Genomic DNA, 8,865 nt, shown 5'->3' with positions numbered 1-8,865 from the left:
ATGTCACTTTGAGTGCCCACACAGATTGTCTGATAAATTGTTAAAGAGCAGTTGCGACGCGCTTTAGCGCTCTGTCGCGAGGTGGCGTATATTACGCTTTCCTCTTTCAGAGTCAACCCTGAATTTCAGAATTTTTCTCTTCAACCGAACCGGCTGTTTGTGTGAAGTGATTCACATCCGCCGTGTCGATGGAGGCGCATTATAGGGAGCCCGCCGGGAATGACAAGCGGAAAAATACATTTTTATTTCAACCGCTCATCTTTTATACGTAACGCTTATTTTTGCTGCTTTTTAATAGCCGCAGGCAGGTCCGCCAGGCTATTTAGCACCCAATCCGCTGCGCTTTCCGCTTCTTCGGTAACCGGCTTACCGGTACGCACCAGCACTTTCGTTCCGACATTCGCCGCTGCAGCCGCCTGCATGTCTTCGAGTTTATCACCCACCATATAAGAAGCGGCCATATCAATATGCAGGAAATCGCGTGCGGAAATGAGCATCCCCGGATGCGGCTTACGGCAATCGCAGGTCTGGCGGAACTCTTCAACGCTCCCCTGCGGGTGATGCGGACAATAATAGATACCGTCGAGATCCACGCCGCGGTCTGCCAGCGACCAATCCATCCATTCGGTGAGGGTCTCAAATTGCGCTTCCGTGAATTTACCGCGCGCGATACCTGACTGGTTGGTCACCAGCACTAACGCAAATCCCATTGCCTTTAGTTCACGCATGGCATCAATGACGCCGTCGATAAACTCAAAGCTGTCGATTTCGTGGACGTAACCATGATCGATATTAATCGTGCCGTCACGGTCGAGAAAAATAGCGGGTACAGACTTTGCCACCGGTTTGCTCCTGATAAAGGCTAATGCCGTTAGTATCGCATGTTTCGGCATGCAAGAAAGTGCTCATTATAAAGAGTCAGATTGATTTAGACGTCTGGATGCCTTAACATCCATTTCATTGACAGGCATCGCCTGGACACGGCAGAAGAAAATGCCACGGCAAACGGCTAAACGATAATAAATAACTGATGATTAAACTTTCGAATATTACCAAAGTGTTCCAGCAGGGGAACCGCACCATACAGGCGCTGAACAATGTCAGCCTGCATGTCCCTGCCGGGCAAATTTACGGCGTGATCGGCGCTTCCGGCGCAGGTAAAAGTACGCTGATTCGCTGCGTTAACCTGCTGGAACGCCCAACCGAAGGCAGCGTGCAGGTAGATAACCAGGAACTCACCGCGCTGACTGAAAAAGAACTGACTCGCGCGCGCCGTCAGATTGGCATGATCTTCCAGCACTTTAATCTGCTCGCTTCACGTACCGTTTTCGGCAACGTGGCGCTGCCGCTTGAGCTGGATAACACACCGCCGGCGGAAATCAAACGCCGTGTTAATGAACTGCTTGACCTGGTTGGTCTTGGCGATAAGCATGACAGCTATCCGGCAAACCTCTCCGGCGGCCAGAAACAGCGTGTGGCGATTGCCCGCGCGCTGGCCAGCAATCCAAAGGTGCTGCTGTGCGATGAAGCCACCAGCGCGCTGGACCCGGCAACGACCCGTTCGATCCTCGAACTGCTGAAAGACATTAACCGTCGTCTGGGGCTGACCATTCTGTTGATCACCCATGAAATGGACGTGGTTAAACGTATCTGCGACTGTGTGGCGGTCATTAGCAATGGTCAACTGATCGAGCAGGACACCGTGAGCGAAGTCTTCTCCCATCCTAAGACGCCGCTCGCCCAACAGTTCATTCAATCTACCCTGCATCTGGATATTCCGGATGACTATCAGGCGCGCCTGAAGCCCACGCCGCTGCCTGACAGCGTGCCGATGCTACGTATGGAGTTTACCGGCCATTCCGTCGATGCGCCGCTGCTGTCGGAAACCGCCCGCCGCTTTAATGTGAATAACAACATTATTAGCGCGCAGATGGATTACGCCGGCGGAGTGAAGTTCGGCATCATGCTGACCGAAATGCACGGCACACAGGAAGATACCCAGGCGGCGATCGCCTGGCTGCAGGAACATCATGTAAAAGTAGAGGTACTGGGATATGTCTGAACCAATGATCTGGCTGCTGGTTCGCGGCGTGTGGGAAACGCTGGCTATGACGTTTGTCTCCGGCTTCTTTGGCTTTGTGCTCGGCCTGCCGGTCGGCGTGCTGCTGTACGTTACCCGTCCGGGGCAGATTGCCGCCAGCGCCCGGCTGTATCGTACGCTATCGGCGCTGGTTAATATCTTCCGCTCGATTCCATTTATTATTCTGCTGGTGTGGATGATTCCATTTACCCGCGTGATCGTCGGTACCTCTATCGGCCTGCAGGCAGCGATTGTGCCATTAACGGTTGGCGCCGCGCCGTTTATCGCACGTATGGTGGAAAACGCGCTGTTGGAGATCCCGACCGGGCTTATCGAAGCCTCACGCGCGATGGGCGCAACGCCAATGCAGATCGTGCGTAAAGTCCTGCTCCCTGAAGCGCTGCCGGGTCTGGTGAACGCCGCCACCATTACGCTCATCACCCTGGTGGGTTATTCCGCAATGGGCGGTGCGGTCGGTGCCGGTGGCTTGGGTCAGATTGGCTATCAGTACGGCTACATCGGCTATAACGCGACGGTAATGAACACCGTACTGGTATTGCTGGTTATTCTGGTTTATTTAATTCAATTCTCTGGCGATCGTATCGTCCGGGCTGTGACTCACAAATAACGTTATTGACACACAACACTAATTCTTACAGGAAGGAAATAACATGGCCTTTAATTTCAAAACCTTTGCGGCAGTTGGCGCATTAATCGGTTCTCTGGCTCTGGTGGGTTGCGGTCAGGATGAAAAAGATCCTAACCATATTAAAGTCGGCGTGATCGTCGGTGCGGAACAGCAGGTTGCTGAAGTCGCGCAGAAAGTGGCAAAAGAGAAGTATGGCCTTGACGTTGAGCTGGTGACCTTCAACGACTACGTGTTGCCGAACGAAGCGCTGAGCAAAGGCGACATCGACGTTAACGCCTTCCAGCACAAACCGTATCTCGACCAGCAGATTAAAGACCGCGGTTATAAGCTGGTTTCCGTCGGCAACACCTTCGTCTATCCGATCGCTGGCTACTCGAAGAAAATCAAATCTCTGGACGAACTGCAGCCGGGCTCACAGATTGCCGTACCGAACGATCCGACCAACCTCGGCCGTTCCCTGCTGCTGCTGCAGCAAGTGGGTCTGATTAAACTGAAAGAAGGCGTAGGTCTGCTACCGACGTCTCTGGATGTGGTTGAGAACCCGAAAAACCTGAAGATTGTTGAGCTGGAAGCACCGCAGCTGCCGCGTTCTCTGGACGACGCGCAGATCGCTCTGGCAGTCATCAACACCACCTACGCCAGCCAGATTGGCCTGACACCGGCGAAAGACGGTATCTTCGTTGAAGACAAAAACTCGCCGTACGTAAACCTGATCGTCGCCCGCGAAGATAATAAAGACGCGGAAAATGTTAAGAAATTTGTTCAGGCTTACCAAAGCGATGAAGTTTACGAAGCCGCTAACAAAATCTTTAACGGCGGCGCAGTGAAAGGCTGGTAATCTGCTTTCAGCGTAATATCATTCAGGACGGGCTTTATGCCCGTCTTGTCATTTTTGCAAGCACCTGATTCAATAGCGCCCTGTTTTATAATTCATTGAGGAAATACTATGCGTGCTTTACCGGTCTGTTTGTTAGCACTCATGTTAAGCGGTTGTTCTATGCTAAGCAGATCCCCCGTTGAGCCTGTTAAAAGCACCGCAACCACGCCAGTCCAGACGGAAACGGCTAAACCAAAAGTCTCACGTCCCGCGCCGGTCAGAATCTACACCGATGCCGCCGCGCTGGTTGGGAAACCCTTCCGCGATCTGGGTGAAGTGAGCGGCGAATCATGCCAGGCTTCAAACCAGGACTCCCCGCCGAACATCCCGACCGCCCGTAAACGCATGCAAATCAACGCGGCCAAAATGAAGGCCAACGCCGTGCTGCTGCACAGCTGCGAAGTGACCAGCGGTACGCCAGGCTGCTACCGTCAGGCCGTTTGCCTGGGTTCAGCGCTTAACGTCTCGGCGCAATGAGTGCATTTCAGTTCGCGCAAATAGGCGTCATCCGCTCGCCGTATAAAGAGAAGTTTGCCGTTCCTCGCCAGCCTGGTCTGGTTGAACACGGCGGCGGAGAACTTCATCTGCTCGCGCCCTATAACCAGGCTGACGCCGTGCGTGGACTGGAAAACTTCAGCCATCTGTGGGTGCTGTTCGTCTTTCATCAGACCATGGCTGGCGGCTGGCGCCCGACCGTGCGCCCTCCCCGCCTTGGCGGCAACGCGCGCATGGGCGTCTTCGCGACCCGCTCGACATTTCGCCCCAACCCTATCGGCATGTCGCTGGTTGAACTGAAAGGCGTTCGCTGCCAGAAGGATCAGGTAATACTGGAACTTGGCAGCCTCGATCTCGTTGACGGCACGCCGGTGGTTGATATCAAACCTTATCTTCCCTTTGCCGAAGCCCTGCCTGATGCCAGCGCCAGCTATGCGCAACAGGCGCCGCTGGCAGGCATGAATGTCAGCTTTACGCCGGAAATAGAAGCACAGTTACTGACGCTGGAAAAACGCTACCCGCATATCAAAGCGTTTATCCGTGAAGTACTGGCGCAGGATCCGCGTCCGGCTTATCGCAAAGAGGAAGAAGCAGGGAAAACCTACGCCGTCTGGTTGCTCGATTTCAACGTGCGCTGGCGGGTAATCCCCTCCGGTTTTGAAGTCTTTTCTCTCGAACCGCGCTAATTTTATTTTCCTCTCTTTTGGCATCTTTGCCACACTGGTAAACTAAACCACTTTTTTTGTTTCAGGCTGGCTCTCCAGCCTGTTCCGATCGTCCAAATGGAACCGTAACAACATGCGTACTAGCCAATATCTGCTCTCCACTCTGAAGGAGACACCTGCCGACGCCGAAGTCATCAGCCATCAGCTGATGCTGCGCGCCGGGATGATCCGCAAGCTGGCCTCAGGGTTGTACACCTGGCTGCCGACCGGCGTGCGCGTTCTGAAAAAAGTCGAGAACATCGTGCGTGAAGAGATGAACAACGCCGGTGCTATCGAGGTGTTAATGCCGGTAGTTCAGCCTTCTGAACTGTGGCAGGAGAGCGGTCGCTGGGAGCAATATGGCCCTGAGCTGCTGCGCATTGCCGATCGTGGCGATCGCCCATTCGTCCTCGGGCCGACTCACGAAGAGGTCATTACTGACCTGATTCGCAATGAGCTGAACTCGTACAAACAGCTGCCGCTGAACTTTTATCAGATTCAGACCAAGTTCCGCGATGAAGTTCGCCCGCGTTTCGGCGTGATGCGCTCCCGTGAGTTCCTGATGAAAGATGCTTACTCTTTCCATACCTCTCAGGAATCGCTGCAGGAAACCTACGACGCGATGTATACCGCTTACAGCAAAATCTTCAGCCGTATGGGGCTGGATTTCCGCGCGGTACAGGCTGACACCGGTTCGATCGGCGGTAGCGCTTCCCATGAGTTCCAGGTACTGGCGCAGAGCGGCGAAGATGACGTGATCTTCTCTGACAGCTCCGACTACGCGGCGAACATTGAGTTTGCCGAAGCCGTCGCGCCGAAAGAGCCGCGCGCAGCAGCGACGCAAGAAATGACGCTGGTAGACACGCCGAACGCGAAAACCATCGCCGAGCTGGTTGAGCAGTTCAATCTGCCAATCGAAAAAACCGTTAAGACCCTGCTGGTGAAAGCGGTAGAAGATAGCAGCTACCCGCTGGTCGCCCTGCTGGTACGCGGCGATCATGAACTCAACGAAGTAAAAGCGGAAAAACTGCCGCAGGTCGCCAGCCCGCTGACCTTCGCCAGCGAAGAAGAGATCCGCGCTATTGTTAACGCGGGGCCAGGTTCTCTCGGCCCGGTTAATATGCCGATTCCGGTGGTTATCGACCGTACCGTCGCGGCCATGAGCGATTTCGCCGCCGGCGCCAACGTCGATGGCAAACACTATTTTGGCATTAACTGGGATCGCGATGTCGCGACTCCGGAAGTTGCTGATATTCGTAACGTCGTTGCCGGCGATCCGAGCCCGGATGGTAAAGGTACTCTGCTTATCAAGCGTGGTATCGAAGTGGGACACATCTTCCAGTTAGGCACCAAGTACTCGCAGGCGATGAATGCCGCGGTACAGGGTGAAGACGGCCGCAACCAGGTCCTGACCATGGGCTGCTACGGTATTGGGGTGACCCGCGTGGTGGCCGCCGCTATTGAGCAGAACTTTGACGATCGCGGCATTATCTGGCCGGACGCCATCGCGCCGTTCCAGGTCGCTATTTTGCCGATGAACATGCACAAGTCCTATCGCGTGCAGGAGCTGGCAGAGAAGCTCTACGCCGAGCTGCGCGCACATGGCATCGACGTGCTGATGGACGACCGTAAAGAGCGTCCTGGCGTGATGTTCGCCGATATGGAGCTGATCGGCATCCCGCACACCATCGTGCTGGGCGACCGTAACCTCGATAACGATGATATCGAATACAAACATCGTCGCAACGGCGAGAAGCAGCTGATTAAGACCGGGGATATCGTGAACTACCTGGTGCAGCAAATTAAAGGTTAATCATCGCAAGGCCCTGATAAATATCGGGGCTTTTTTTTCCCCAGTTGTCATAAAAAATCATATTGCAAGACCATCGCGTAATTTGTACATTAATATTATATAAAGCGGAAAATAATTAGTTTCATTTAAGCATTAATAAATAAAAATAGATGGCGATAATTATATTCACCATTGAATTACATAAGCAATGCAATATAAAGGATTATATTGATTTATGAAAAGCAGATTCACATTATGTGCATTAACGCTACTTTCTCTCCAGGCTAACGTGCATGCTGCGGGTTTTAACTGTACGCTGGAAACGCTAAATGAATCGGAAAAAACGATCTGTCAGACTCCCTATCTGAGCGGTATAGATAACGTTGCCAATCAGTTATTCATAAACGCAGTAAATAATACGCTATCAAAAGAGATAGTGCAGTCAGGGCAAACAAAATGGCTCAAGGAACGCAACTCCTGCAAGGCCGACGTTGAATGTATTAAGCAGAAATATCTGTTGCGTAACTCGGAACTCAGCAGCATTGAAGCCTTTCACTCTTTACCTGAAGTTTTTCCAGCGTCTCTGCTCGATAAGCCATTTAACGGTGAAATGAAAAATAAAAATGGCTTTGTTATTCGGGATAACCCCTGGCAGGTAAAAAAACTCTTCGACTTTGCGCAAAAAGAACGTAGTTTCGATATCGATAGCGGTGACTGGTATATACTAACGCACCTGATTGCCAATAATAACCTTGCGATTATATTTACCATCAGAGGAGATTATGGTACCTATCTCGTGTTAATTTCCGACATGACCGCAAAATCTTATATCATTGACTCTTACAACGGAGACTCAGATTCAGAATCAACACCGGAAATCACCCTCGTTAAGCGTGATAGCAGTGGTTTTACCTATCAAGTTTCTAATATATACGATGCCACTCATCAAAAATTTATATCTAAATATTATAAAATTGAAGTCAATAGCAGCGAAATATCTAAACCCATCGCTATTTCACCGCCAGCGAATATAGATAAAGAAAAAACCTGGACAGGCTACTGCGGTCGATTCTCCTGTGATAGCGAGTTACGCTCCCCGGATGGGCAGTGGCGATTGGCCTCAGGCGAAGGCACCATTCCACATCAATATGACGGGGTGTACTACTTCCCGCACGATCGTCCAGACCTTGGCGTAAACGTCTTTTTATCGGTCGGCGATCGGAAAGAGGATGGCTGGAGTTACTCTCGCAACTACGCCTGGGGTGACAAAAATAGTTTCTTCTTTGACAATGATGGCGGGTTGGCTTGCATCTGGAAAACCGACATTAGCCAAAAAACAACGGAGCGTATTTTACCTGTCGAAGGGCTAAAGTACCCTTATTACCTCCGCTATGATAATGAAGACTATGTCATCTCCCAATATATTCCAACAGGAGATGCTGATAGTCATTTAGCCGGATTTTACATTGCTCGCAGCGGGCAATAATCATCATTCCCCTGCCCGATACCGCGGGCAGGGGGAAGACAAATTAATTACCGCAGTCTTTACCCGGAATAAATTTGCTGTCTTTATCCGTCATTAGCGTTTTCATCATCTCGCCGGTATCGGGGTTCGCTTCAAGCGTGAAGTGTCCTTCAACCACCAGCAATACCGGACGAGTATCCGTCCCGCGCGCAGCGGCATAATCTCGCTCAAGCTGGGCGTTATTGGCAACCGCCACCGTTTTACCTGTGACGCAATCGGTAAAGGTTGCCGCATCCGCCATATAGAAATACATCCCGCGCATCGCCATCGGCGTCGTCGGCAGGCTGGCCTTCACCGACTCCAGCGTATAGTTAAGCGCAGAGTTAATCGGGTTGCCGTCGCGATCGAGCATCTCAAGCTTATCGCCTTTCGCCCGATAGTAAGATTTCTCGCCTTTACTGTTGGTCAGCACTAGCTTATCAGCGGTACGCGCCCAGGTGCCATACGAAGCGAAAGATGACGGCTCGTGGCTAACGCCCTGATAACGTTCGTTCATTACCCAGGTGCCGTCTTTCTCAAGAAATAACGAGGTCTCAATCCCTTCGCAATCCGCGCAAGGCAAAATACCGCGCCAGCTTTGCTGCATCGGCTTCAGCTCTTCCATCGCCGTCGGCTGTACCGTCTCCACCTCAGCGCGATGGTTACAGCCAAACAGCGCAAAGAGCGAACAGGCCGCCGCGAGCGAAAATACAATTTTCTTCACTGTGAATTCCTTATAATCCATTCCACCCGTCCGCCACGCC

At 52.1% G+C, this 8,865-nt stretch carries 9 protein-coding genes; 7 read left to right on the top strand and 2 right to left on the bottom strand.

From position 1 onward, the window contains the following. Positions 1 to 275: 275 nt before the first annotated feature. On the bottom strand, positions 276 to 842 hold the full coding sequence (gene gmhB / locus ABLU80_RS09930) for a D-glycero-beta-D-manno-heptose 1,7-bisphosphate 7-phosphatase (RefSeq protein WP_015704459.1): 567 nt from the start codon (positions 840 to 842) through the stop codon (positions 276 to 278). A 188-nt stretch (positions 843 to 1,030) separates the two neighbouring features. On the opposite strand from gmhB, the gene metN reads away from it, so the two are divergent. From metN to ABLU80_RS09895, 7 genes are all read left to right on the top strand, one after another. Then, positions 1,031 to 2,062, top strand: a complete 1,032-nt coding sequence (gene metN / locus ABLU80_RS09925; RefSeq protein ID WP_032709919.1) for a methionine ABC transporter ATP-binding protein MetN — start codon at positions 1,031 to 1,033, stop codon at positions 2,060 to 2,062. Further along, positions 2,055 to 2,708 (top strand): methionine ABC transporter permease MetI, encoded by a 654-nt coding sequence (locus ABLU80_RS09920; protein WP_015368137.1) that lies wholly within the window; start codon positions 2,055 to 2,057, stop codon positions 2,706 to 2,708. The genes metN and ABLU80_RS09920 overlap by 8 nt, the downstream gene beginning before the upstream one ends. 43 nt (positions 2,709 to 2,751) lie before the next feature. After that, positions 2,752 to 3,567: a methionine ABC transporter substrate-binding lipoprotein MetQ gene (gene metQ, locus ABLU80_RS09915; RefSeq protein ID WP_015368138.1), complete on the top strand. Its 816-nt coding sequence runs from the start codon at positions 2,752 to 2,754 to the stop codon at positions 3,565 to 3,567. A 108-nt stretch (positions 3,568 to 3,675) separates the two neighbouring features. Continuing rightward, positions 3,676 to 4,083, top strand: a complete 408-nt coding sequence (gene rcsF, locus ABLU80_RS09910) for an Rcs stress response system protein RcsF (protein ID WP_015704458.1) — start codon at positions 3,676 to 3,678, stop codon at positions 4,081 to 4,083. Then, positions 4,080 to 4,787 (top strand): tRNA (N6-threonylcarbamoyladenosine(37)-N6)-methyltransferase TrmO, encoded by a 708-nt coding sequence (gene tsaA, locus ABLU80_RS09905; RefSeq protein WP_020079574.1) that lies wholly within the window; start codon positions 4,080 to 4,082, stop codon positions 4,785 to 4,787. The genes rcsF and tsaA overlap by 4 nt, the downstream gene beginning before the upstream one ends. A gap of 112 nt (positions 4,788 to 4,899) precedes the next feature. Next, complete coding sequence (proS, locus tag ABLU80_RS09900; protein ID WP_047058226.1) at positions 4,900 to 6,618, top strand: proline--tRNA ligase; 1,719 nt, start codon at positions 4,900 to 4,902, stop codon at positions 6,616 to 6,618. Between the two features lie 214 nt (positions 6,619 to 6,832). Beyond that, positions 6,833 to 8,083 (top strand): hypothetical protein, encoded by a 1,251-nt coding sequence (locus ABLU80_RS09895; protein WP_143830443.1) that lies wholly within the window; start codon positions 6,833 to 6,835, stop codon positions 8,081 to 8,083. Positions 8,084 to 8,126: 43 nt separating this feature from the next. Here ABLU80_RS09895 and nlpE read toward each other — a convergent pair whose 3' ends face one another. Then, positions 8,127 to 8,825 carry an envelope stress response activation lipoprotein NlpE gene (gene nlpE / locus ABLU80_RS09890; protein ID WP_015368142.1) on the bottom strand — a complete coding sequence of 233 codons (699 nt, stop codon included), beginning with the start codon at positions 8,823 to 8,825 and terminating at the stop codon, positions 8,127 to 8,129. Positions 8,826 to 8,865 lie beyond the last annotated feature (40 nt).

Source organism: Klebsiella sp. CN_Kp104 (genome assembly GCF_040064515.1).
Lineage (GTDB): Bacteria > Pseudomonadota > Gammaproteobacteria > Enterobacterales > Enterobacteriaceae > Klebsiella > Klebsiella aerogenes.
The sequence above is the reverse complement of the archived record's forward strand: the minus strand, read 5'-3'. Positions and strand labels throughout refer to the sequence as shown.

Coding starts and splice junctions, on each gene's coding strand:
- ABLU80_RS09895 (WP_143830443.1), top strand. CDS start 6,833: ATGAAAAGCAGATTCACATTATGTGCATTAACGCTACTTTCTCTCCAG.
- proS (WP_047058226.1), top strand. CDS start 4,900: ATGCGTACTAGCCAATATCTGCTCTCCACTCTGAAGGAGACACCTGCC.
- tsaA (WP_020079574.1), top strand. CDS start 4,080: ATGAGTGCATTTCAGTTCGCGCAAATAGGCGTCATCCGCTCGCCGTAT.
- metQ (WP_015368138.1), top strand. CDS start 2,752: ATGGCCTTTAATTTCAAAACCTTTGCGGCAGTTGGCGCATTAATCGGT.
- rcsF (WP_015704458.1), top strand. CDS start 3,676: ATGCGTGCTTTACCGGTCTGTTTGTTAGCACTCATGTTAAGCGGTTGT.
- ABLU80_RS09920 (WP_015368137.1), top strand. CDS start 2,055: ATGTCTGAACCAATGATCTGGCTGCTGGTTCGCGGCGTGTGGGAAACG.
- metN (WP_032709919.1), top strand. CDS start 1,031: ATGATTAAACTTTCGAATATTACCAAAGTGTTCCAGCAGGGGAACCGC.